Source organism: Cecembia sp. (assembly GCF_007126775.1).
Classification (GTDB): Bacteria; Bacteroidota; Bacteroidia; order Cytophagales; family Cyclobacteriaceae; genus Cecembia.
Map to the genome: position 1 here is coordinate 1 of NZ_SLAP01000244.1, position 23,434 is coordinate 23,434.

The window sequence follows — 23,434 nt, forward strand, 5'->3', positions numbered from 1 at the left end:
ATTATCCCCGCTCCAGCGAACAGGACTGCAAAGGTAAGAAAGGTTTTTGATTTGACAAGGTGATTTTGAAAATATTTTCTTTTATTTCAACCTTGATTTTTTGTTTTTCCCCTTTTGGGATTGCAAAATTGGGAAGCTTTTTTCACTTCACAAAGAAGCTTGAAAAAATAATTTTAAAATATGCCAAAAATCACTGAACATCAGGCTTAAAAAATATGGATTACCATTTGAAATGGTAATCCATATTTCATTTTAATCTAATTAGGTTTGATGACTAAGTTTCTCCAATACACCTTGATTCCTCCTCCGTCATGGATCTGTAAGAGTATACCTCCTTCTCCCTGTCCGATTTTTTCATCTGAAAAATCCACCATCTCTACACCGTTCAGAAAAGACTGTACCCTGTCCCCCTTTGCAATGATCTTCATATGGTTCCAATCACCATACTTCAAAGCCTTGTCTTTTTCCGGGTCTGGTTTAATCAACCAGCCTCTTCCATAAGATTCGTAAATCCCTCCTGTATCATGGCCGGGAGGGGCTACCTCCACTTGCCAACCCGAAACCTTTGTGCCATCCACAGTGGAACGGATAAACACCCCACTATTGCCATCCGCCTCTTGCTTGAACTCCACATTCAATTCAAAATCTTTGAAATTTTGTTCCGTTCCCAAATAACCATACTCCTTGTCAGGGCCACTTTCAGAAACCAATAGGCCATCTTCTACATACCATTTTTCAGTGCCATAGACAATCCATCCAGAAAGGTCTTTGCCGTTGAACAATTCAATTTCATTGCTTTGCTGACAAGAAGACAAAGAAACTGCCACGTAAAGCATGGCGCTTATAAGCATTGTTTTTTTCATAGGGGTCTTATTTTTATGTTTTTAAACCAAGCTTCACTTCCATGATCCTGAAGTGAAATCAATCCTCTTCTAAATTTGGCATAATCTGGAAAATCATCCCACTTTCCGCTATTCCTCCTTGCTTCCCAATCCTCTGAATAAGGGACAAACTCTAAAGTTTTTTTGCCATTCAACCAATAACTGGCTTTATCCCTACTGAAAATTATCTTTGAGATATTCCATTCCCCTGCTGGCTTTACAACCCCTTCCACATCTCCTGGATACATGCCATAATCAGAGGCAATGGACTGCCAATCTTCCAAAGGCTCCGCAAAACCGAGCTGATCAATCAACTGGTACTCAGGCCCTGTCTCATAGGGAGCCTTATATTGCTCTCCCTCTACAACATGGTAGAAGACCCCACTATTGCCTCCAGGTCCAATTTTCCAAGTAAACTCTAATTCAAAGGTTTCAAAGTCCAGTGGCCCAAAGACGATATCACCACCAATATCGCCGCCAAGTCCTAATGCTTTCAAGGCTCCATCTTCTACGGTCCATCCCTCTGGGAATTCCGTTCCATTGAAGGCCCTCCATCCAGCAGGATCTTCACCATCGAAAAGCAACATCCAACCCAGGGCTTTTTCATCCTCAGTGAGGCTATTGTCAAGAATAACAATTTCCTCAACTTCCTTCACCTCTTCTACAGATTTTTCAGCAGCACAACCTAAAAGCACAAAAGAAAAAACCAGCAAGTAGATCCAATTACTTTTTAATCTCATATCAATTTCATGTTTATGGGATCCCAATTTATGAATTTGTTGCTTCATGGCAATTGGGCATGGATGATTATTAACAAGGTCAAAAGTTAATTAATTTTTTTATAGAAGTCTGGTCCAATGCTTTATTTTTTATAGACGGCATTTTTCAAAAATGACAAACCACCTAATTTACCCTAAAATAAATTTTATATGAATCGGCTAATTTAAGCCTTCAACATACTCCCTAAAATACCTCAACCTGCTCCCATACCAGGAAAATAGTTCCCCATCCACCAATTGAGTGTGTGTTTGCGGCAATTGAGCGGCAAATTCATCGATGTGTTTTTGTTTGAAGGGAAAAGGTTCGGAGCTTAGGAGCAAAAAATCTGGGGAAAGGTTTTTTAAATCCTCCATGGAAAGTTCCGGGTAACGGGGCTCTTGAACCAAATTGATAAAACCTGCCCTGCCCAACATATCATGGATAAATGTTTGTGGCCCTACTGCCATCATCGGATCCTTCCATATCAAATACACCGCTGTACCCCTAGCTCCCTGAGAAAGGAAGGCCATATCTTGGTTGATTTCATGAATCAATCTTTCTGCTTGAGCAGCAGTTCCGGTAATCGCCCCTATTCCCTTAATCATCTCAAAAGCATCCTCCAAAGTGTAGATATCGCTCATCCAAACCGGATACTTCTTTTCTAAAAGCGCTATTCCCTCTTGATAGTTTTCCTCTTTATTGCCGATAATCAGATCGGGTTGCAGGGCAGCTATCTTATCAAAATGAAAATTCTTGGTCCCTCCGATGATGGTTTTTTGCTTTTTGAGTCCCTTGGGATTTACACAAAACTTCGTCAGCCCGACCAGCCTATCCTCCAAACCCAAATCTACCAACAACTCCGTCTTCGAAGGCACTAAGGAAATGATCCGCTGAGGCTTCTCAGGGATGTCAATGGTTCTGTTCATCTGATCAGTGAAGAAGGGCATTTGGAATGAAGAATGTAAAATTAGGAATTGGTTGATTGAGTGATTGGTTGATTAGTGGAATAGTTAATTGAGTGATTAGTTAATTAAGTTACTTGTGAACAGTCATCAAAGTTGTCATGGTTGTCGGGTTGTCATTGTTCTGAATTGTATCTATCTGTCAAAACAAAAGCCTAAAAAACCATATCAACCTTAAGCCTCCTGGCTTACGATTTGCGTATTATTTCTAATGTCTCGACTCTATATAGAAAAATCGACCAGCATTCGATAATCTATCTTGTTTCTTAACTCTTGGTTCTAGTTTCTATACAACAAGCTCAAGTCATTTGACAAATCGAGTCTAACCCTCTCGCTTCTCGCTTCAAGTCTCTTACACTACGTATCTAAAATCAAAACCCGGATCAAATTCCACCAAGAATTGGTACATCAATGCAATGACATTTTCAATATCCTCTTTGCTAGCAGTCTCTACTGTTGTATGCATGTACTTCAATGGCAGAGAGATCAAAGCGGAAGGCACACCGTCATTGGAATAAGCAAAGGCATCGGTATCGGTCCCGGTAGACCTGGAAGCTGCGGCTCTTTGGAAAGGGATGTCATTTTTCTTAGCCGTAGCGATAATCAAATCCAACAATTTTTTGTGCACGGCTGCCCCATAGGTCAAAACAGGACCTTTCCCTGCCACTTGTTCCCCAGAACTGATTTTGCTGTACATAGGAGCAGTGGTATCGTGGCAGACATCTGTAATAATGGCCACATTGGGTTTGATTCTGGCAGCGATCATCTCAGCTCCTCTCAAACCTATTTCTTCCTGGACCGCATTTACCACAAACAAAGCAAATGGCAGCTTCACTCCGGATTCTTTGATTTTTCTGGCTACCTCGGCGATCATATACCCTCCGATACGGTTATCTAAAGCCCTTCCTGAATAAAACTTACCATTCAACTCCTGCAGTTCATCTTTGAAGGTGATCACACAACCGACATGAATACCCATTTCCAAAACTTCCTCCTTTGTCCTGGCACCCACATCTATGAAAATATTGTCCAAGGTAGGTGCATCCTCCTTCCCTTCTTTCCTTACATGAATGGCCGGCCATCCAAATACTCCTGGCACAATACCTCTATCGGTATGGATATTTACCCGCATGGATGGCGCAATCATATGATCCGAACCTCCATTTCTTCTCACATAAATATATCCTTCTGGGGTGATATAATTGACAAACCAAGAAATCTCGTCAGCATGTGCTTCAATCACCACTTTATAAGGATGCTTGGGATTGATCACTCCTACAGCAGTACCATAGTGGTCAGTAAAGTAGGTATCAACAAATGGCTTCACGTAATCCAGCCAAATCTGCTGGCCAGATGCTTCAAAACCGGTTGGGGAAGCGTTGTTAAGATAAGTATAGAGAAAGTTATTAGATGGGGTCATGGTAGTGATTAGTTGATTGAGTGATTAGTGATTAGTGATTGAGTTTTTTCATGGTTTAGATTGCCATGTCTTTGCCTTCTTGAGATAGCCAATGTAACCATTAAGTAGTCTTAAACATTCGTTATATATAGACCTGAAATCATCAAGTTCTTTTTGCGTAATATACTCTTCATCAAAAGCTACGATCACATGATCTAATGTTTCAGTCAGTGAACCTCTTGAAACCCTACAGAATTGAATATTCTCTTGATAGAAAAATCTACCATGGCCCTCTGCTATATTGTTGGTAACAGACCTGGAGGATTTTCTTATTTGAAGTGTGGGTGCATATTTTTCATCGGCTGGAAACTTTTTAATCAGAACCTTGACAAACAATCTTAATTCACGACCTTTTTTCCAAACCTCTAAATCTTCAAAAGACCTAAACTCTGTATTCATAACTATGGAATAAATTCTGTTTATACGACCACAAATTAATCAAAGAAGCAAATCAACCAGAGTAAGAATAAACAAATAATACTTGGCCTATAACCTAAATCCCAATCTTCTTTTTAATCAAATACTAGTCAATAAATTATTTAGGTAACAAGTGAATTTAACTAATTAACCAATTTTCTAATCAACTATTCCCTACAAAGGAATGTTCCCATGCTTTTTTCTTGGAAGTTTATCGACTTTGTTTTCAAGCATTTTGTAGGCCCTGATTAATTTTTCTCTGGTTTCAGATGGCATAATGACCTCATCCACAAAGCCTCTATGCGCAGCACGGTAAGGGTTGGCAAATTTGGAGGTGTATTCGTCAATTTTTTCCTGTAATTTTTCTTCCGGATTTTCGGCCTCTGCAATTTCTCTTTTGAAAATGATTTCAGCAGCACCTTTTGCTCCCATCACCGCAATTTCGGCTGTTGGCCAGGCAAAGTTAAGATCAGCACCGATATGTTTGGAATTCATAACGTCATAGGCACCACCATAGGCTTTGCGGGTAATCACGGTAACTCTTGGAACAGTGGCTTCCGAAAAGGCATATAGTAATTTGGCTCCATTGACAATAATCCCGTTCCACTCCTGATCTGTACCGGGTAAGAAACCAGGGACATCCACCAATACCAATAAGGGCACATTGAAAGAATCACAGAAACGCACAAAACGGGCCGCTTTAATGGAAGCATCATTATCCAATACCCCGGCCATGGACTGAGGTTGGTTGCCCACAATACCAATACTTCTTCCTGCCAGTCTGGCAAATCCCACAACAATATTATCTGCGTAATTCTTATGCACTTCCATAAAGGAATCATCATCTACAATTCCATAAACTACTTCCCTGATATCATAAGGGTGATTGGGATTATCAGGAATGATTGTATCCAAGTGCGCCCTGGATTCATCAGTTTTCATCTCATATTCATATACAGGAGCCTCATCTTCGCAATTCTGCGGGATATAGGTCAGCAGGCGCTTGATATGATTGATACAATCCAGTTCATTGCTACAGGCAAAATGGGTCACCCCGCTCTTGGTGCTATGTGTGCTTGCACCTCCAAGCTCTTCCGCTGTAACATTTTCCTGCGTCACTGTCTTGACAACATTGGGCCCAGTGACAAACATGTAAGAGGTATTTTCTACCATCAAAATAAAATCAGTGATAGCAGGGGAATATACTGCACCACCTGCGCAAGGCCCCATGATGGCTGAAATCTGTGGCACCACACCAGATGCCAGCGTATTTCTATAAAAAATATCAGCATAGCCGCCCAAAGAGACTACTCCCTCCTGGATTCTTGCACCTCCTGAATCGTTCAAGCCGATGACAGGTGCGCCATTTTTCATGGCCATATCCATGATCTTACATATTTTCTCAGCGTGGGTTTCCGAAAGTGAACCTCCAAAAACAGTGAAATCCTGGGAATAAACATAAATCAATCTACCATCTACTTCTCCATAACCTGTCACCACACCATCTCCCAGATAATGCTCTTTATCTAAACCAAAATCCTTGGCACGGTGCATAACAAACTTATCTATTTCCTGAAAAGTACCTTCATCCAATAACAAATCAATTCGTTCTCTGGCAGTAAGCTTCCCTTTTTTATGCTGTGCTGCAATTCGATGTTCCCCGCCCCCCAGAAGAGATTCTTCATTTTTTTTCTGTAAAAGTTCATTCTTATCCTTGTTGGAAGGCTGTGTATATACACCTTTAATATTGCTGTCCATCTCTATTAAGTCAATTTGGTTTGACCCAAATATAAGGAGGGGCATAGAAGGTAGAAAATAAAATGCTACGAGAATACAAGTATTTTAATTCTCAGCAGATTAAAAAATCGATTTCTCAAGCTTTTTCAATAAACTTTCTATATTCGCAAAACCAAAAATTAGGCTGACATGATTCCAACCAAGGCAGCAATCATTGATATGGGTACCAACACCTTTCATTTGGTATTGGTGGAGATTTATGAAAACCGTTTTGAAACAATTTACAAGGAAAAAGTCCCTGTAAAGATCGGGCAGGGTGGCATCAGCAATAATTTTATCCATCCTGATGCAAGGAAAAGGGCTTTTCATACTTTAAGGCACTTCAAAAACTTAATTGACGGTGAAAACATTGAAAATATTTTTGCCTTTGCCACCAGTGCGGTAAGGAATGCAGACAATGGAGAGGGATTTGTGGATGAAATCAAAGAAAAATTTCAAATCTATGTGAATGTCATCAATGGGGAAGAGGAAGCCCAAATGATTTATGAAGGAATCAGACTCAGTGGATCTCTCAATGGAGAAACTTACCTGATGATGGATATAGGAGGTGGTTCAGTAGAATTCATTATTGGGAATCAAAAGGCCTCTCTTTGGAAGCAAAGTTTTGAAATTGGTGGACAAAGAATGCTAGATCTTTTCCATGCCCATGATCCAATAAAAACAGATGAGGTAGAAAAGCTAACGGCTTACCTTTCTGAAAAACTAAAGCCTCTTGCAAATGCAGTGGAGGTCTATCAACCAACAGGGTTAGTAGGGGCTTCCGGAACTTTTGATACACTGACTGATATTTATTTTGCTTCCTTAGATCAATCCAAACTCCGCAATCAACAGGTATTTCAGTTACCCAAAGATGAATTTGAAAAAATAGCAGTCCAATTATTGACACTGGACAAAGAGCAGCGTCTTAAAATCCCTGGAATGATTCCCATGAGGGTAGATATGATCGTAGTGGCATCTTGCTTGATCCAATATATATTGAAAATGATTCCTGTGGATACTTTGATATGTTCCAACTATGCACTAAAAGAAGGTGCTATCGCTAAATTAATGGGTAAAGACTCCCTGAATACAGTATTGAGCAGGTAAATTAACAAATCACAAAAACCGCATGCTTTTCTCTTATTCCAAACTATTTCAGTTTACCAAATCCATACTGCTTAAAATCGGCTGTACAGAAAATGAAGCTATACTGGCGGCAGATGTCCTTTTATCCGCAGATTTGAGAGGCGTGGATTCCCATGGTGTGGCCAGATTGTCAGGGTATGTAAGACTTTGGGAAAAGGGAAGAATCAACAGCCAACCCAATATTCGCCTGGTACATGAAACTCCCAGCACTGCTGTACTGGATGGGGATAGCGGTTTGGGTTTGGTAGTAGCGCCCTATGCAATGAATGTAGCCATTGAAAAGGCAAAAAATGTAGGTACAGGTTGGGTTGCTGTAAAAAATTCCAACCATTATGGGATAGCAGGATATCATTCTATGATGGCATTGGAACATGACATGATCGGCATCTCTCTTACCAATGCCAGCCCATTGGTGAGTCCTACTTTTTCGAAAGAGCGCTTATTGGGCACCAACCCTATTTCGGTAGCCATTCCTGCTGATAAGCAACCTGCTTTCGTGGCTGACATGGCCACTACTACCGCTGCGAATGGGAAATTAGAAATCCTTCAGCGGAAAAATTTAGAGGCACCAATTGGCTGGGTGCAGGACAAAGAAGGACATCCCACTGCTGATTCTAATGGAGTCAAAAAAGGTGGTGCACTCCTCCCCTTGGGAGGTGATCGCGAACACGGGTCACACAAAGGTTATGCATTGGGCGCAATTGTGGATATATTGTCCGCAGTACTTTCCGGTGCAAATTACGGACCTTGGGTACCTCCTTTCGTGGCTTTTTTGGAGCCTGACCCCAATCCTGTCGGAGAGGGAATTGGTCACTTTTTTGGCGCAATGCGGATAGATGCTTTCAGGCCAGCTGAAGAATTTAAAAAACATATGGACACTTGGATAGAAAGATTCCGAAAAGCTGCTCCTGTAGAAGGGCAGGAAAAGGTGCTCATACCAGGTGATCCTGAAAGGGAGCTGGAAGCCACACGCAGAACGGATGGTATTCCTTTATTAGCCCCTGTAGAGGAAGATTTAAGGTTATTGGGTAATAAATTCGGATTGGAACTTTAAGCACATTGTTATTCTTTCATAATCCAGCCCATCACTAAGCTAGAATAAACGATTTGATCAATATCATTTTTTAGAGTTTGGTTCCATCTGCGATTTTTTATTTAGCCATTCATCAAAAGGCATTGGTTTGGTTTTGTGCTTTTTGTAAATTGGAAAGATAATTAATCACTACCTATTAACCCAAGGACCTATGAATCATCTAAATCGGAGAGATTTTCTAAAAAGTAGCAGTGCGGCTACACTTGCTCTGGCCAGTATGGGCCTTATGGGCATGCACCCAATTCAAAATGACCAACCCCTAAAAGTTGCCTTGATAGGCACAGGCTGGTACGGTAAAAGTGACCTTTTCCGATTGATGCAGATTGCCAATTGTGATGTGGTCGCCTTATGTGATGTAGATTCTAAGCTACTCAATGAGGCGGGCAGTTTAGTCGCCCAAAGGTCAAAAAATGGAAAAACACCTTCCCTATACAAGGATTATCGTGAACTATTAGACAATCATAGTTTGGATATCACAGTAATCGGAACACCGGACCATTGGCATGCACTTCAAGCCATTGCTGCGATCAAATCAGGTTCGCATGTCTACTTACAAAAACCCATATCCGTGGATGTTATAGAGGGGGAAGCGGTAGTTGCTGCTGCAAGGAAATATAATAAAAAGGTCCAAGTTGGTGTCCAAAGAAGAAGTACGCCACACTTGATAGATGCAAAAAAGGAAATCTTGGAAACTGGCAAATTGGGTAAGATTTCCCATGTTGAGATCTGTTGTTATTACCATATGAGGGCCAATGGCAATCCTGAAGTGCAGCCCGTGCCTGATTTTTTAGATTACGAGATGTGGACTGGACCTGCACCTTTGAGACCTTATGATGGTCTACCTCACATAAGATGGTGGAGGACGTTCATGGAATATGGGAATGGCATAACCGGAGACATGTGTGTACATATGCTGGATACTGTAAGATGGTTGTTGGGACTGGGCTGGCCAAAAAAAATCACCTCTTCAGGTGGTATTTATGTTCAAAAAGAAGGTAAATCAAATATCTCAGATACACAAACTGCCCTATTTGAATACGATGAGATGAATGTGGTATGGCAACACCGAAGCTGGGGAAATCCAGTGGATCCTGAATATCCTTGGGCGTTCAAAATTTTTGGAGATAAAGGGATGCTTGCTGGCAGCACGTTGAAAGCGGAATATTCCCCTTATGGAGAAGGAGAGAAAATCTTATACGACTGCCTTTATGAAAGGGAGGAGTATCCAGAAGATCTTAAAGAGGAAAGGATAGAGTTGAATGCAGCACCGGCTACCAGAAGACAGATGTTGAATTTAATTGCCGCCATAAAGGAAAACAAACTCCCTGTTGCGGATATCGAAGAAGGCCACATTTCAACAGCGTCTTGCATCTTGGCAAATATTTCCATGGAGCTGGATGGAAGACCATTGGTTTACGATCCAAAAAAGATGGTGGTTGTCAATGATCCAGAAGCCACCTCAAAATTGAGAAGACCATACCGTAGCCCCTGGATTCACCCAGAACCTGATAAAGTCTGAAACTTCCCCAGCGAAAGCTGGGGATTTTTTTTGAGATATGTAGCACTAGTCGATGAGACGCCGTCTACATATAAACAAAAAAAATTAAACCAGCTTATGAAAACAATTCAATCCAACTTAAGAAAAAGTCTTTTTGTAACCATCATCTTACTTTCATCCGTTTTCTTGTTCTCATGCCTGCCTGAAACAGATAAAAACCAAATACCGGATGCTGCATTTGTTTCGATTTTCCATGGGGCGCCCCTCACATCAGACCTGGATGTTTTTGCTGAATCAAGAATGATCACTCAAAATCCAATAAAATATGGGGAGTCTTTTCCCTATAGTCGATTTTTCCCAGGAAATAGATTGTTAAGATTTTCCCCGGGACATGCTGTAAATACTTTATTGGAAGAAGAGTTCAGATTTAAAAAGGATAGCATTTATACTGTTTTTCTTTTTAATGAGGAAAGTGAATTAAAAGCCATTCAAATTAAAGATGTTTGGGAAGAACCTAATGCTGAAAAAGCACAAATAAGATTGATTCACCTCTCAGCAGATACAGGTCAATTGACAGTAATAATTGATGATTCTCCTGATTTTTTTGAGGAAGGTTTGGAATTTACTCAATCTACCGAGTTCAAAAGTATCGACAAGGGAAAGCACGATGTAAAAGTAGTCGCGTCTCAAACTGGAGAAACGCTTTTAACAGTAGGAGAAATTGAGTTAAGGGGTAATAGGGTCTATACGCTAATGATAAGAGGATTTGAAAATCCCACTATTCCTAACAATTCCTTAAGTGTCCAAATCTTAACCAACTTCATAAAATTCCAGTAATTGATATGAATAAACCTGGGCATTCATCCCAGGTTTATCTTATCCGAAAAGGTCAGAACTTAGGTACCTATCTCCTCTGTCACATGTAATACATACTATGAGTCCTTCATCAAGTTCTTTGGATAATTCAATTGCTGCATGAAGCGCTCCACCGCTGCTCATGCCTGCAAGAATACCTTCCTCTTTGGCCATTCTTCTTGTCATCCACGTAGCTTCCTCCTGACTTACATCAATAACTTGATCCACTCTGGAAGCATCAAAAATTTTAGGCAAAAACTCTTGTGACCAACGTCTTATGCCCGGGATATTGGACCCATCAGTGGGTTGAGTCCCTACGATCTGAATCAAAGGATTCATTTCTTTTAAAAACATAGATACTCCCATAATGGTACCTGTAGTGCCCATTGCCGAAACAAAATGGGTAACTTCCCCATTGGTATCCTTCCAGATTTCAGGACCGGTACTTCCATAGTGTGCCAAATAATTATCTGGGTTGGCAAATTGGTTGAGGATAAAATAGCCTTCATTTTTGGCCATTTGCTCTGCCAGCTCTCTGGAATATTCAATGGTTTTGGCTGCAGGAGTAAGGATTACCTTAGCACCATAAGCTTCCATAGAAAGAACCCTTTCTCTTGTGGAATTATCAGGCATAATTAAGGTCATTTCCAAACCTAGGACATTCGCGACCATGGCCAATGCAATCCCTGTATTACCACTAGTAGCTTCCACCAAATGATCGCCAGGCTGGATTTCTCCCCTTTCCAAAGCACCTTTGATCATTTGAAAAGCGGCCCTATCCTTAACACTACCTCCAGGATTTTGGCCTTCAAGTTTACAATAAATCTTAACTTTGGGATTAATTGGAATTTGGCATAATTCTATTAAAGGGGTATTTCCTATCAATTCAACCAGCTTCATGATTAATTCTTTATAATATAGGTATCTGTCTCATCAGAACCTGGATTGTACATTTTAGCTTGGTAATAAATCTTACTATTGGCAGGAATACTTTTGGTTAACCAGACATTACCGCCTACAATGGAATGTGCTCCAATTACAGTATCCCCTCCTAAAATGGTGGCCCCAGCGTATATGACCACGTAATCCTCGATGGTAGGGTGTCTTTTTTTGTCCGCATCGGATTTCTCAACACTCAAAGCCCCAAGGGTTACTCCCTGATAGATTTTGACACAATCCCCGATTATGGCTGTCTCACCGATGACAATTCCGGTACCATGATCTATACAAAATCTTTCTCCGACCTTGGCCCCCGGATGAATATCTATTCCAGTTTTACTATGGGCAAATTCTGTAATCATTCTAGGTATCAAGTAGACCCGAAGATTATGCAGTGAATGGGCGATTCTATATGCTGCTATGGCATAGAAACCAGGATAACAACGGATAATTTCAGTATTCGATTTTGCAGCTGGGTCACCATCAAACATTGCTTGTACATCCTGTAAAAGCAAATCATAAATTTTTTCGATGCCCATGAAAAACTTATCTGCTATTTCTGCAGCATCTCCAGTGTACAAATGCTCATTGCGGATAAGTATCTTGGTAAGTGTGAGTCTAAGTTCCTCTATTTTTTCAGCTATCAGTACTTCTTCCTTTAAAAGATCATTTGCAAAGTCTGGAAAAAGAAGCCCAAGTAGGTTTTCAAAAAATGAATGAATTACCCTTTGAGAAGGACATTGTGGACAATCCTTATGGGACTGGCTAAGTTTTTTGATCAATGAATCCATGATACTGAGGGATGGCTGATAAAGCTTTAAAGTACAAAACCAAAGCGAATTACAAAAGGTTCGTTATATGGAGACCTCCTTACATCATATAAAAAGTTATACAAAAATGTGAAGTTCGCACCTCCCCTTTCACCAAAAGGTGTAAAATACCCACCTCCTATCAATAAGCCAGGTACCCAAGCACGTTCAAACCTGTCGGATCTTGGATTATAAAGATCAAAATTAAGGTTTTCGTATTCTGCGTGAGCAAAAACATTGGGGAAAACATTGTACCGGCTAAATAACCTGCCTCCATAAAGGCTGCTGTTTCCTCCTATAAACCTTCTATCATTAAAATATTGATAAGTTCCTCCTACTCCTCCTGATAAACGATTGGTAACCATGGCTCCTACAAGTGGAGAAACATCAATAAAAGTGATGGTTCCAAAGGACATTCCGAAATTCCCTCCATAGTATATCCGGTCTTTTAGAGGAGGTCTATTGCCTTCATCGATCATCCTTTGCGCGGAGGATAAGGATGTAAACAATAAGGCACTACCTAAAAAAAAATAAAAAAGTTTATTCTTCCACCACCACATACAAGTCTTCTGATTTCTTTTTCATTAAATACCTTTCTCTGGCAAATTTTTCCAACATCTCATTGTTACTCATCAACTCCTCTCTATCATCCTGAATTTTGATCTTTTTATCAAGGTAGAATTCTTTCTGCTTTTGAAGTTCCTTTAATTTTGAACTTAATTTGAACTGCGAGAAAATATCATTGGAATCGATGAACACCATCCATATCACAAAAAACAAAGTGAACACGAAATAAAAATTTTTTGTATATTTTAAATACTTGTTCATTTTTTTTTTGCGAGTTGGTACAAACAAAGATAGAAATAGAAAGCAAATAATTCCAATATAAGTAGGGATTAATAGAAATCTACAACCAAAAGTACTTTTCACCTAATATCCTACTGTTTTTCAGTTCATAACATATTCCAGAATTGTCACACAATGTTTTTTTATATTGAGAGATAATTCTAGAAAATATGAACAAAACACTTACTATTTCGAAAATTGCCTTTTTGGGAATTGTACTGATATTAACCCTTCAGCCAGTTAGTGCCCAGCAAATCAATCCAAGTTCTGCTGAAGAAATGCAGGAGGCGGTAAAATTGCATCAGAAAATGCTGGAAGACTCTCCCTTAAGGGATTATCCTGCTAGAAATATTGGTCCAACCAATATGAGTGGTAGGGTTGTAGATATTGAAGTCAGTAGTGATTTCAAAACATATTATATTGCAGCTGCCTCGGGTGGTGTTTGGAAAACCGAAGACAACGGGCAAACATTTCACCCCATCTTTGACCATTTAGGCGCTTTGGGAATTGGTGACATGGCCATAGCCCCTTCAGATGATAACATCCTGTGGGTCGGAACCGGTGAAAACAATTCCAGCAGATCTACATATGCGGGTTCGGGATTATATAAAAGTCTTGATGCAGGTGCCTCATGGGAATTTATCGGACTCCCATTTTCGCATCATATTGGACAAATTCAGATCCATCCCAATAACCCTGATATAGTTTGGGTAGGTTCTATGGGCGCACTTTATTCCAAAAATGAAGAAAGGGGGCTATATAAAACCACAGATGGTGGAAAAACTTGGAAAAGAACACTCTATATTGATGATAATACAGGCGTGATTGATATCAAGGTACATCCCGGCAATCCAGATGTCCTACTGGCAGCTACCTGGGAAAGATTTAGACAAGCCCATGACTTTATCGGAAATGGGAAAGGTTCTTCCATATGGAGGTCGACAGATGGTGGTGAAACTTGGGAAAAATCAGTTAATGGGTTTCCCAATGACCAGTTTGTAGGAAGGATAGGTTTTGATTTTAGTAGGAATAAGCCTGATGTAGTATACGCCCTTCTTGACAATCAGGCAACGGAAGAAAAAGAAAATCAAGGCCAAGCTTTCAGGGCTAATAATCAAGGAGACTTGAAACTAGAAAATTTCAAGAACATGACAGTTCAGGAAATTTTGAATTTGGAAGATGATAAATTGAACCAAGTTTTGAGATCAAACAGGTTTGCGTCAAAATACGATGCCATGTCTGTCAAAAGGCTATTAAGAGTCGGAAGAATTACTCCTTTTCAAATTGCCAATTATCATGGAGGATCCACAAATGCAAATGCAGCGCTCTACAATACATCTGTAAAAGGGGCCGAAGTATATCGATCCGATGATGCAGGAAAAAATTGGTCTAAAGTCAATAAATCCAATTTGGATAGGGTTTATAATACTTATGGCTATTATTTTGGAGAAATCAGAGTTGGCAGCTCCACTGAAGAAGAAGTTTTTATTTTGGGTGTACCTTTATTGGTATCAAGAGATGGAGGAAAAACATTTGCAAGAACCGATACTGTGGGCAATGTGCATTCAGATCATCAGGCTTTATGGGTAAATCCTACGGATTCCAAGCACCTGCTTCTGGGAACTGACGGTGGTTTATATTTGTCTTATGGCGGTGGTGAGAGATGGAACCATTTAAATACAGAACTTACCATCAGTCAATTTTACTCCATCATGGTTGATGAAAAAACTCCTTATAATATTTATGGGGGAATGCAGGACAATGGTGTATGGTATGGGAAATCAACAGGGAAACCTTCAGATACATGGACATCATTGATGGGTGGGGATGGCATGGTGGTAGCTGTGGATACACGATCAAACGATATAGTATATACAGGATTCCAATTTGGAAACTACTTTAGAATCAATACTGCTACCGGAGAACGTAAATTGGTTACCCCTTCCCATGATATTGGAATGGATCCTAATCGATGGAATTGGAGGACTCCAGCCATCTTAAGCAAGCATAATCAGGATATCTTTTACATGGGGTCGCAATATGTTTACAGAAGCTTGGACAGAGGGGAAACTTGGGAAACCATTTCAACTGATCTGACGAAAAATAAAAAAAGCGGAAATGTCCCTTTTGCCTCACTCACTGTGATCGAAGAGTCTCCTCTGGAATTTGGAATACTATACGCAGGTTCTGATGATGGTAATATTTGGGCCACCAAAGACCATGGTAAAAACTGGATAGATATCAGCCAAGGCTTGCCACAGGACAGATGGGTCAGCAGCATCACAGCTTCTCAACATGTGGAAGGCTTAGTATATATAACACTTACTGGCTATCGATATGACGAATTCACTCCCTTTGTCTATAAAAGCACAGATTACGGAAAAACATGGAAATCAATTGCAAAAGGGCTCCCAAAAGAAGCTACAAATGTCATTAAAGAGGACCATCGCTATGAAAATATACTGTATGTAGGGACAGATCACGGATTGTACCTAAGCCTTGATGCCGGCAAAAATTACCATCTTTTCCAGGGAAATATCCCTAATGTTGCAATTTACGACATGGTAGTTCAGAAAAGAGAAAATGATTTGGTACTGGGAACTCATGGGCGAAGCGCATACATCATTGATTTGAACCCCTTATATCAATGGATAGAAGAAGGTAAAAAAGAATTGATTTTACTCCAATCTTCTGAGATCAGATTCAATCCCAGAATGGCAATATGGATGGAAGGGATAGTTAACAAACCAAAACAATCCATACTATTTTTTAGCAAGGATCCAGGAGATATCAAAGTCGCCATAAGTAAAGAAGATGATGAGGAAATCCATACATGGACCCACCGAGCATACAGCGGTTTTAATCAAACTTCCTGGGAGTATGGTAATCTAGGCAGGGGAAAGTATAAAATCTCTTTAAATAATGGAATACAGCAGCAAGAAATGAACTTTGAGGTAAAATAAAATTTCTCTTGCAACATACATTTTCTAAAAAACAGCCCTTGATAGGGCTATTTTTTTTTAGGAGATTAGAAAAGCCTGAACCCTGCCGAAAGAATCAATTGATTTTGCCTTTGATCAGTTTGAAAGCCTGCTACACTTCTGGATATTTTACCAAGTGAGTTTTCATATTTCAAATCAAGAATCAGGTTACCGATATCAAAACCGATTCCAGCCTGATAACCAAGGGTTGAACTGCTGTAATCTACTTCTATGGCATTTTGAATTGCATCTTCAAGTTTGTAATCAAGAAGGATTGAGGCAATGGGCCCTGCCTGTACTCGAAAAAAGCTGGTCAACTTAAAGCCAAACATCAAAGGAATATCAAATCGATTAAAATTGGCCTCCAATACCTCATCTACTCCTGAGGGCGTTTCTTTAATAATGGAACCTCCTGTATTGGTAAATAAGAACTCTGGCTGAACAAAAATGGAATTTCCACCCATTCTTACAAATGCACCTATATGGTACCCCAATTTTTCTTCCCCAGTTGAAAACCCTTCCCCATTCACTGAAATATTGGCTTGGGAAACCCCAACTTTGGGGCCGATGGAAAATTCCTGTCCTTTGCTTATAATAGCAAAGGCCATGAAACAGATGGTGATCAGAAACTTTTTCATATTGGGTCTATTTTACAAGAAGTTAATATAATTCCAACGTAAAAAAAGAAATGAGGTTAAGCAAGTCTATTGATTGGTTTAATTTAACCCAAGGTCACGCATTCCAAAAGCTTTTGCAATTCCATACAGTTCGTAAAAGTCCATTGGTTTGGACAGTAACCTATCAAAAGATACCAAACTGACACTTTTGAAATATTCAATATCCCCAGCTGTAAAACCAATAATTGGAATTTTATTAATTTCATCCTTCAATTTGATTTCAGCCAACAATTGAATTCCGTCCATTTTGGGCATCATAATATCTGTAATGACGACATGGAAATCAGGCTCATTGATTAGGATTTCAAGAGCCTCTTCCCCATCATTAGCCGTTAGTACAGTATCATTTTCCTTTTCGAAAATTTTTTTCAAAATAAGCCTGTTAATGGCATCGTCATCTACCACAAGGACTTTCATATAGTTCATTTATTGATGTAGCGATGCTAAGGTACATAATTTTTTATATAAAATACATTTTTTTGGCTTCCATAACAAAAAAAAAGAGAGGTCGATGCCTCTCTTTTCCAAAATATATTTTATGGATCAACCGCCTTCTTGAGGTGTTCCAAATGCACCTAATGTATCCAATAACACCAAAGCAATCACAATAGGACAAATCCATTTGATAAAGAAAATCCAAGCAGCCCTATATTTCCCTTTGAATCCAATAGCACCTGAAGCAAGTTCATCAGCAAAGTCAGCTATTTTTTTCGCCCATCCGGTATACAAAGAAAGGAGAAGACAAATCAATACAACTGCAAATGTTCCAAAAAGAAAATCCATAATAGAGAAGAAACCAACTTGTTCATTTCCACCTAACTTAAGGGTCAATGAAGCAAAGAAGTTACCTTCTATTGAAGATAATGCTGAAGGTACCGATAGGGCCATAGCAGCAATTCCAATTGTCCAAGCAGCCTTTCTTCTACTCCATTTTCTTTCATCAATAAAGTATGAAACCGGAACCTCCAACATGGAAATACTGGATGTAAGTGCGGCAACAAGCAATAAGAGAAAGAACAAAGCACCTATAAAATTACCTCCTGGCATCGCATCAAAAACAGCAGGAAGCACCTCGAAAACCAAAGCTGGGCCTCCAGCGGGATCTTTTCCAGGCAGCAGTGCGAATAAGGCCGGAAACACCATCAATCCTCCCAAAAGCGCAACGGTACTGTCCATTCCGGCAATCCAACCCGAAGATTTGACAATATTGCTGCTTTTAGGCAAATAAGATCCAAAAGTAATCATTAAGCCCCATCCCACAGACATAGAAAAGAAGGCCTGGCCCAAAGCAGCAAGGAAAACCTTTCCGGTAATTTTGGAAAAATCAGGTTTTAAGTAGTATTCTATTCCAGCACTTGCTCCTTCCAAAGTAACTGCCCTACCTGCAATAAAAATGATGATAACAAATAAAATCGGCATCAGGAATTTAGCTGCTTTTTCTATACCTCCGGAAATACCTCCCAAAACCACTCCAATGGTCATGAAAATGAATATGAAGCACAAGGGAATCACATACATGGGGGTATTCTGAAATTCTGCAAAGTCTACAGGGATATTTATCAATTCAGTGAAAATATATCCAATGGTCCAGCCTGCAATCACTGAGTAATAAGACAATACACAAAAGCAGACCATAATACAGAGAATACCCGCTAACTGCCAAAATCTATTCCCTCCTGTTGCTTTGATAGCACCAATAGGGTTTTTCCTAGAAATCCTTCCCAAAGCAATTTCATTCAGTAATAAAGGAAGACCTATCAGGAGAACACAAATGGCATACACAAAAACAAATGCACCTCCACCGTTTTCCCCTGTAAGGTATGGGAATCTCCATATATTACCCAAACCTACAGCAGATCCTGCGGCTGCCATAATAAAACCCAAACTGGATCCCCATTGGTCTCTTCCCTGGGTATCTGAACTCATCGCCATAGTCTTTCGATTAGTTGTTTTTTTAGAAAATTTTATGCTTATGAATCGGCTAATTTAATTTGTTTTGATAAAATACCAATTCCATCCGTAAAACTTTTGGGGGAATAACCCAGCTCTTTCTCTGCCTTTTCAATGATAAAACCTGTTTTTAATGGGCGTTTGGCCGGTTGCGTAAAAATAGTGGAATCGACCTCTCGAATTAGCGTCTTATCCAATCCAAAATAATCTGCGGTAAGCATTGCCATATCAAAAGGGGTCAGCATGTCTTTGCCTGAAATATTAAAAATACCTGTGGCTTCCTTTTCCATCAACAAAATACAACCATCAGCAAGATCTTCTGCTAATGTTGGCGTCCGCAATTGGTCATTGACCACTTGTATATTTTTACCACTTTCCAAAGATTTTTTAACCCAAAGAATGATATTTGAGCGGCTCATATCCGCTGCTATTCCATATACCAAGACTGTTCTGGCAATAGCCCATCTTGTAGCCGAAGCTGCAATTAATATCTCTGACTCCAACTTGGTCTCTCCATAATAATTTACTGGATCTGGCCGATCTCCTTCTTCATAAGGGCCATTATCCCCCCTGAAAATAAAATCTGTAGACAAATGGATAAAATGAGTATCATGGTGCGCACAAGCCGCAATTAAATTTTTAACTGCATCCACATTTTGAAGTTTGCAGGCTTCCCGGTTCAGCTCACACTCATCCACATTGGTCATGGCCGCAGTGTGGATCAGAACATCAGGTTTGATCCTATCAAAAATCACTGTGACCTGCTTCAGGTCAGTAACATCCAATTCAAACCAATCGTATCCTTCACCCCAAGACACTGGCAGTCTGCATTTTCCTCTGCCTGTTGCAAAAACCTGATATTCCGGATTGTTTTTAAGTTTTTGGACGAGTTTCTGTCCCAACAAGCCATTGGCACCGGTTATTAAAACTTTTTTCATGGTTTACTTTTGGTAAGAATATCCAAATTCCTTTTCAATTTTTGTTTTTGGTAAGTGCTCAATGCTCACTTTCATATAGACTTTATCATTGGGAATATCTCTTGGCCCCGTAGGTTCAGCAGCTATACGGTCCAGAACATCCAATCCTTTGATCACCTTTCCAAAAACTGTATATTCTCCATCCAGATGAGGGGTTCCACCCACAGTAGTATACGCTTCGATTTGCTGGGCAGTCATTGGTTTTTCTAAACTTATACTGTAAAACTGTTCCAAATTGGATTTTTCATTGAGCATCATTTCATTGAGCTCATCAAATTTTTCTTCTTCATACAAGGAGCTGTAAGCTTCTTTCAATTCAGCATTACTGGACAGTTGGATATATTTAAAAAATGTTTCTGACAATAATTTCATATCTGTTACCAACTCTTCTCTGGTGTACACCTTACCTTTTACAATATAAAATTGTGATCCGCTGGATTTTCGTTCCGGATTGATATTATTCCCCTGTCTGGCTGCTGCAATCATCCCTTTACTATGAATAAATCCTGGCTTGATCTCAGCAGGGACTGTTGTCCAATTTTCCTGGGGTAGGTTTTCCTTTCCAAAAACATCTCCACCCTGTATCATAAAGTTTTGAATTACCCTGTGGAAATCCGTTGAATCAAACCTTCCTTCTTGGGCCAAGGCAATGAAATTTTCCTTGTGCTTTGCTGTTTCATCAAATAAAACTGCAAACATGTTTCCATGCCTTGTCTCTATTTTTACCAGGTAATCCTTTTCAGACGCACAGGAAACCAAAAAACCCATCGATAGGGCCAGTATTAAAGTCAGAACTTTTTTCATTTATTCATTTCAGATTTAATTTCCTTAAGTATCCGGTCACCTCCATCCCCAAGTACTTGTCCGGCGAGTTGTTCCCCTATGGCAACAGCCTCTTCAGCCTTACCGCTCAATTCATGTACAATCCTTTGTTTGCCATCCAGACTAACGATGCCTCCCTTGATTTTTAATTCATCTCCTGTCATCTCAGCGAGTGCGAAAACAGGAATACTGCATCCTCCTTCCAATACCCTCAGGTAAGCACGCTCTGCCTCCAATCTGTATCCGGTATCTATATGGTGACAGGCCGACTGAATGAGGGTTTTGATTTCAGGGTCAAGATTTATAGCCGATTCAATGGCCACTGAACCCTGACCTACAGCGGGTGTAAACTCCTCTACGGAGAGTTCATAACGGATCATTTCATCATAGCCCATTCTATGTGCTCCGGCATAGGCAAGCAGTAAGGCATCGCAAATCCCAGACTCCATTTTGGCTATTCTGGTCTGGAGATTACCCCTGACCTCTACAGTTTTGACATGTGGGTAAAAGTGCTTCAAAGTAGCTACCCTTCTCGTGGAAGAGGTACCAAGGACAATCCTTTTTTCCGGATCACGGTAATCAATTTCTTTTTTATGACTCAATATGATGTCATTGACTTTCTCCCTTTCTGTGAATGCAATCAGCTCAAAACCATCAGGCAGGGACGACTGCATATCTTTTGCACTATGCACAGCTATATCTATAGCCCCATTGGCCAGCTGATCTTCTAGTTCTTCCGTAAAAACCCCCTTACTTCCTATTTTGGCAATGGAAACATCAAGGACTTTATCACCTTTGGTGTCTATCACAACAATTTCTGATGCGAGCCCTTCTACTTTGAGTAAATCTGCCACATGATAGGCTTGCCAAAGTGCCAATTTACTTCCCCTAGTGCCTATCCGGATTGTTCTGCTCATTTTTCGTTTTTCTTTTTTTTGATATTTTCCCGACTGCCTCTTCGATAAACTTCACAATTTCTCCTGCGATGTTGATGCCTGTTGCTTTTTCTATTCCCTCAAGTCCAGGGCTACTATTTACCTCCAAAATCAATGGACCACGCTCTGACTGTAACATGTCAACCCCTGCTATATCCAGTCCAAGGGCTTTGGCTGCTCCCAAAGCGGCGATTCTTTCTGCTTTGGAAAGCCTGATTACTGTAGCCATACCTCCTCTATGCAGGTTAGAGCGAAACTCTCCTTCAGCGCCTTGACGCTTCATGGCCCCAACCACCTTACCATTGACGACAAATGCCCTTATATCTGCCCCTTTGGCTTCTTTGATAAATTCCTGGACAATAATTCTGGCTTTCAGTCCATGGAAAGCCTCAATAACGGATTGTCCTGCTTTTTTGGTCTCTGCCAAGACTACACCAAGCCCTTGCGTACCTTCGAGCAGTTTGATGATCAGTGGGGCCCCTCCTACTCTTTCTATTAAGGCCTTTTCCCCTCCTTTAGAAAAATTTGTGAATGCAGTCTTGGGCATACCCAATCCCGCTTTGGATAAAATTTGAAGGCTTCTGAGTTTGTCACGGCTTCTCACAATAGCCTGAGATTCTACTGCTGAAAATGTGCCCATAAGCTCAAATTGCCTGACCACAGCAGTACCATAAAAAGTCACAGATGCCCCAATCCTGGGTATGATGGCGTCTATATCTGTCAGCTTTTCGCCTTTGTAAATGATGGAGGGGCCCTCCTGCTCGATAATTAGGTCACAGGTGGAATGATCCACCACCATTGCCTCATGTCCAGCTTCTTTAATGGCTTCTACCAGCCTTTTTGTAGAATACAAGTGGGAGTTTCGGGATAAAACCGCAATTCTCATTTTTTTGACTTTATTGATAAATTAATTTCCTGTACATCCACCCTAAACCTCCCCTTTAACATCTTTCTTCCCAATAAAATTGGACTTCTCATCTTTGACCTGTCAGAAAGGGTGAATTCAGCTTCAAACTCCTCCTCAAACATAAGGACTTTTGTGCTCACTTTATACCGAAGCTCTTCATGCCCAAATGAATTCTTTACCTTTTTTTGTGTGAAACTCTTGGTATGGAATAACTTACCATTGTATTTTTTGTGGGAAGGATCTAAAACCTTAAAATAGAGTACTGGTACTTCATTTTCCAATCTTTCTTCCCAAAACTCGCAATGTATGGAAGAAGTATAGGCTCCCGTATCAACTTTGGCTGATATATTCTTTATCCCCCACTCTGGTAGGGATATTTTTTCTTTTCGTCCTATTATTTTCATGAAGAAGCAGTTTGTACCGGTTTCATGATCCTGGTAATTTTAAAACTAAGATCAGCAAACAACACCTTAGGGTTGGCATTTCTCCCCAAATGGTAAAAGGCACTATTTAAAACCTCATATATTGCAAATAACTTTTCTTCATCCAATACATGGACTCCCAATTTATGGATAAAATCACGGTCATTTTCCACACTGCGCATGAGCTCTGGAAGTTGTGATTTGTCCAACATTACTTCTCTCAATACATTCATTCCACTCAGGAGAAAGGACTTCTGGGCTTCCTTGTCTTTACCTTGGAACAGCTCTACAAAGGAAAGAATTTCATTGATCTGAATAGAATA

The 23,434-nt window shown here is 40.1% G+C and carries 23 protein-coding genes and 1 pseudogene; 5 read left to right on the forward strand and 19 right to left on the reverse strand.

The genetic code is table 11. The annotated features are described in order from the left end of the window. Window positions 1–257: 257 nt before the first annotated feature. The 6 genes from QZT73_RS16165 to QZT73_RS16190 all read right to left on the reverse strand — a co-directional run bounded on the left by QZT73_RS16165 (window position 258) and on the right by QZT73_RS16190 (window position 6,236). Window positions 258–863: a DUF1080 domain-containing protein gene (locus tag QZT73_RS16165; RefSeq protein ID WP_291789271.1), complete on the reverse strand. Its 606-nt coding sequence runs from the start codon at window positions 861–863 to the stop codon at window positions 258–260. Continuing rightward, entirely contained in the window at window positions 860–1,621 is a 762-nt protein-coding gene (locus QZT73_RS16170; protein ID WP_291789273.1) for a DUF1080 domain-containing protein, read from the reverse strand. The genes QZT73_RS16165 and QZT73_RS16170 overlap by 4 nt, the downstream gene beginning before the upstream one ends. Window positions 1,622–1,819: 198 nt before the next feature. Beyond that, window positions 1,820–2,587, reverse strand: a complete 768-nt coding sequence (locus QZT73_RS16175; protein ID WP_291789276.1) for a helical backbone metal receptor — start codon at window positions 2,585–2,587, stop codon at window positions 1,820–1,822. Between the two features lie 367 nt (window positions 2,588–2,954). Then, window positions 2,955–4,022, reverse strand: coding sequence for a M42 family metallopeptidase (locus QZT73_RS16180; protein WP_291779916.1), 1,068 nt, complete (start codon window positions 4,020–4,022; stop codon window positions 2,955–2,957). A 48-nt stretch (window positions 4,023–4,070) separates the two neighbouring features. Beyond that, window positions 4,071–4,460 carry a four helix bundle protein gene (locus tag QZT73_RS16185; protein ID WP_291779918.1) on the reverse strand — a complete coding sequence of 130 codons (390 nt, stop codon included), beginning with the start codon at window positions 4,458–4,460 and terminating at the stop codon, window positions 4,071–4,073. Between the two features lie 192 nt (window positions 4,461–4,652). Then, entirely contained in the window at window positions 4,653–6,236 is a 1,584-nt protein-coding gene (locus QZT73_RS16190; RefSeq protein WP_291779920.1) for an acyl-CoA carboxylase subunit beta, read from the reverse strand. Window positions 6,237–6,404: 168 nt separating this feature from the next. On the opposite strand from QZT73_RS16190, the gene QZT73_RS16195 reads away from it, so the two are divergent. The 4 genes from QZT73_RS16195 (at window position 6,405) to QZT73_RS16210 (ending at window position 10,828) form a co-directional block, all read left to right on the forward strand. Further along, entirely contained in the window at window positions 6,405–7,361 is a 957-nt protein-coding gene (locus QZT73_RS16195; RefSeq protein WP_291779922.1) for an exopolyphosphatase, read from the forward strand. Window positions 7,362–7,383: 22 nt separating this feature from the next. Further along, window positions 7,384–8,454 carry an Ldh family oxidoreductase gene (locus QZT73_RS16200; protein WP_291789279.1) on the forward strand — a complete coding sequence of 357 codons (1,071 nt, stop codon included), beginning with the start codon at window positions 7,384–7,386 and terminating at the stop codon, window positions 8,452–8,454. Between the two features lie 190 nt (window positions 8,455–8,644). Next, window positions 8,645–10,012 (forward strand): Gfo/Idh/MocA family oxidoreductase, encoded by a 1,368-nt coding sequence (locus tag QZT73_RS16205; protein ID WP_291779928.1) that lies wholly within the window; start codon window positions 8,645–8,647, stop codon window positions 10,010–10,012. A 96-nt stretch (window positions 10,013–10,108) separates the two neighbouring features. Next, window positions 10,109–10,828, forward strand: coding sequence for a DUF4397 domain-containing protein (locus QZT73_RS16210; RefSeq protein WP_291779931.1), 720 nt, complete (start codon window positions 10,109–10,111; stop codon window positions 10,826–10,828). Between the two features lie 39 nt (window positions 10,829–10,867). Here the strand turns inward: QZT73_RS16210 and cysM are convergent, their stop codons facing one another. Genes cysM through QZT73_RS16230 form a run of 4 tightly spaced genes read right to left on the reverse strand, consistent with a single transcriptional unit; the run spans window position 10,868 to window position 13,422 of the window. Then, a complete protein-coding gene (gene cysM, locus QZT73_RS16215) occupies window positions 10,868–11,746 on the reverse strand; it encodes a cysteine synthase CysM (RefSeq protein WP_291789282.1) in 879 nt (292 codons plus the stop codon). A gap of 2 nt (window positions 11,747–11,748) precedes the next feature. Then, the gene (epsC, locus tag QZT73_RS16220) at window positions 11,749–12,576 is read right to left on the reverse strand and encodes a serine O-acetyltransferase EpsC (protein ID WP_291789285.1); all 828 of its coding nucleotides are present in this window, start codon (window positions 12,574–12,576) and stop codon (window positions 11,749–11,751) included. 26 nt (window positions 12,577–12,602) lie between these two features. Next, window positions 12,603–13,154 (reverse strand): hypothetical protein, encoded by a 552-nt coding sequence (locus QZT73_RS16225; protein WP_291789288.1) that lies wholly within the window; start codon window positions 13,152–13,154, stop codon window positions 12,603–12,605. Then, a complete protein-coding gene (locus QZT73_RS16230) occupies window positions 13,135–13,422 on the reverse strand; it encodes a septum formation initiator family protein (protein ID WP_291789290.1) in 288 nt (95 codons plus the stop codon). The genes QZT73_RS16225 and QZT73_RS16230 overlap by 20 nt, the downstream gene beginning before the upstream one ends. Window positions 13,423–13,610: 188 nt before the next feature. Between QZT73_RS16230 and QZT73_RS16235 the strand changes: the two genes are divergently transcribed. Next, window positions 13,611–16,403: a glycosyl hydrolase gene (locus QZT73_RS16235; RefSeq protein WP_291778969.1), complete on the forward strand. Its 2,793-nt coding sequence runs from the start codon at window positions 13,611–13,613 to the stop codon at window positions 16,401–16,403. A 65-nt stretch (window positions 16,404–16,468) separates the two neighbouring features. Here QZT73_RS16235 and QZT73_RS16240 read toward each other — a convergent pair whose 3' ends face one another. The 9 genes and pseudogenes from QZT73_RS16240 to QZT73_RS16280 form a co-directional block, all read right to left on the reverse strand. After that, window positions 16,469–17,059: a porin family protein gene (locus QZT73_RS16240; RefSeq protein WP_291778971.1), complete on the reverse strand. Its 591-nt coding sequence runs from the start codon at window positions 17,057–17,059 to the stop codon at window positions 16,469–16,471. Between the two features lie 78 nt (window positions 17,060–17,137). Next, a complete protein-coding gene (locus QZT73_RS16245) occupies window positions 17,138–17,515 on the reverse strand; it encodes a response regulator (RefSeq protein ID WP_291778974.1) in 378 nt (125 codons plus the stop codon). Between the two features lie 126 nt (window positions 17,516–17,641). Then, complete coding sequence (locus QZT73_RS16250) at window positions 17,642–19,030, reverse strand: sodium-dependent transporter (RefSeq protein ID WP_291778977.1); 1,389 nt, start codon at window positions 19,028–19,030, stop codon at window positions 17,642–17,644. A gap of 38 nt (window positions 19,031–19,068) precedes the next feature. After that, the gene (locus QZT73_RS16255) at window positions 19,069–19,986 is read right to left on the reverse strand and encodes an SDR family oxidoreductase (protein WP_291778979.1); all 918 of its coding nucleotides are present in this window, start codon (window positions 19,984–19,986) and stop codon (window positions 19,069–19,071) included. 3 nt (window positions 19,987–19,989) lie between these two features. Further along, a complete protein-coding gene (locus QZT73_RS16260) occupies window positions 19,990–20,829 on the reverse strand; it encodes a peptidylprolyl isomerase (RefSeq protein ID WP_291789292.1) in 840 nt (279 codons plus the stop codon). Continuing rightward, complete coding sequence (hemC, locus tag QZT73_RS16265; protein ID WP_291778983.1) at window positions 20,826–21,764, reverse strand: hydroxymethylbilane synthase; 939 nt, start codon at window positions 21,762–21,764, stop codon at window positions 20,826–20,828. The genes QZT73_RS16260 and hemC overlap by 4 nt, the downstream gene beginning before the upstream one ends. Next, window positions 21,736–22,668: a 30S ribosomal protein S6--L-glutamate ligase gene (gene rimK / locus QZT73_RS16270; protein WP_291778986.1), complete on the reverse strand. Its 933-nt coding sequence runs from the start codon at window positions 22,666–22,668 to the stop codon at window positions 21,736–21,738. Before rimK ends, hemC begins: the two co-directional genes overlap by 29 nt. Continuing rightward, window positions 22,665–23,093 carry a RimK/LysX family protein gene (locus QZT73_RS16275; RefSeq protein ID WP_291778989.1) on the reverse strand — a complete coding sequence of 143 codons (429 nt, stop codon included), beginning with the start codon at window positions 23,091–23,093 and terminating at the stop codon, window positions 22,665–22,667. Before QZT73_RS16275 ends, rimK begins: the two co-directional genes overlap by 4 nt. Continuing rightward, window positions 23,090–23,434 (reverse strand): annotated as a pseudogene (locus tag QZT73_RS16280) (hypothetical protein); the annotation flags it as partial. The pseudogene QZT73_RS16280 and the gene QZT73_RS16275, both read right to left, overlap by 4 nt.